Source organism: Nocardia sp. NPDC058497 (assembly GCF_042720195.1).
Classification (GTDB): domain Bacteria; phylum Actinomycetota; class Actinomycetes; order Mycobacteriales; family Mycobacteriaceae; genus Nocardia.
Map to the genome: position 1 here is coordinate 1 of NZ_JBHXMY010001004.1, position 1,242 is coordinate 1,242.

Here is a 1,242-nt window from a genome sequence, read left to right on the forward strand (position 1 = left end):
AAGGGCGAGCCACTGACGGTACTGTCCTACAGCTGCCGGATTCCAGGCGGGCCACGTATTATTCCTTCATGGTGGGGAAGTTCCTCGAAGGGCCGATCCCGGTGCGGGCACATGTGCGGTTCGCGGTGCGCCGGTGGCTGTGTTGGGTCCAGTGCACAATCGCGATCACCGATGAGCCTGCGGGTCTCGACCGGATCCGCCCGATCCTCGGATCACGCGGATGGACCCGGCTTCGGCAGGTCTCGCTGGAATCCGGTGCGGCAGAAGAACTGTATGCCCGCACGATCCGGGTCACGCCCGTCGAGCCGCTGATCAAGCGGGCGGTGCATCGGCAGATCTGGGCAATGGAGGTCGTCCTCGCCCGCAGTTGCTCCGAGGCCCATATCACCATGGTCTGCCTGGAGTGGCCCCGGTTGCGCCCTGACGATCCGCGGCCGCAGATGTTTTTCGCGGTCAGGCCCCGCGAAGGCGGCGTCCGTCGGCGGGCGACGTGACGATCGACCGGTGCTGCGTGCGCCGCCGCCGTGCCGGAAGCCGAGTCGACCGCCACGTCTGATTCGGTCGGCGTGTGCCGGTGGCTATCAGCCGAATGGTGAAGCAGCCGAACTGAACTCTAGATTGTAGTTGCCGTCGGGGGTACACGGACATGATCAAGATGCCGCCACGAGCGGCGTGGTGACGGATCATCTCGATCAGAGGGGTGCCACCATGGTCTGCGGTGAGGGAGATGTATTCGGCGAAGTCGTCGCCGCCGACCGCGGTGTCGGAGAAGTCGAAATGGCTGTCGTAGCCGACCGCGTACACCGCGTGTGAGGAGCCCTCCGGTTCAGCGGGATCGGCCGGCAGACGCGGAATACCGTTGGACGACAGATAGGTGCCCTGGTCCTTGGCCCACACCAATGCCGGCGGGATCGGGTCGGGCTTGTCGTCGTCCCACTCGGGCCAGGAATGCTCGGGGGCTGCCATCGCGTGCTCGGCGATCACGCTGACCTGACGCAGCGGGAACCACAACTCGAACTTGCCTAACCGTAAGGTCATCGTTGATCCTATTCTGTCGGTGCAGGATTCAGTCGATGGCTGCGAGTTCGGCCAACAGTTGTGCGGTATCGGTGATCAGGCGTGCGCGGCCCGGCGCCACCAAGGCCCCCCCACCCCCCCACCCCCCCGGGGAGGGGGGGGTTGTGAGGGCGAAACACCGCCCCGACGAACACGTTGACCACTAGGGGGCGGTATATGGTACCC

2 protein-coding genes are annotated in these 1,242 nt (G+C 65.5%); one reads left to right on the top strand and one right to left on the bottom strand.

The window, feature by feature from the left end; all coding sequences use genetic code 11:
• Window positions 1-494: hypothetical protein (locus tag ACFWPJ_RS33260; RefSeq protein WP_378857559.1), on the top strand; the 494-nt coding region annotated here is incomplete at its 5' end.
• Here the strand turns inward: ACFWPJ_RS33260 and ACFWPJ_RS33265 are convergent.
• A complete protein-coding gene (locus ACFWPJ_RS33265; RefSeq protein ID WP_378857561.1) occupies window positions 454-1,038 on the bottom strand; it encodes a hypothetical protein in 585 nt (194 codons plus the stop codon). The genes ACFWPJ_RS33260 and ACFWPJ_RS33265 overlap by 41 nt on opposite strands.
• Between the last annotated feature and the right edge of the window lie 204 nt (window positions 1,039-1,242).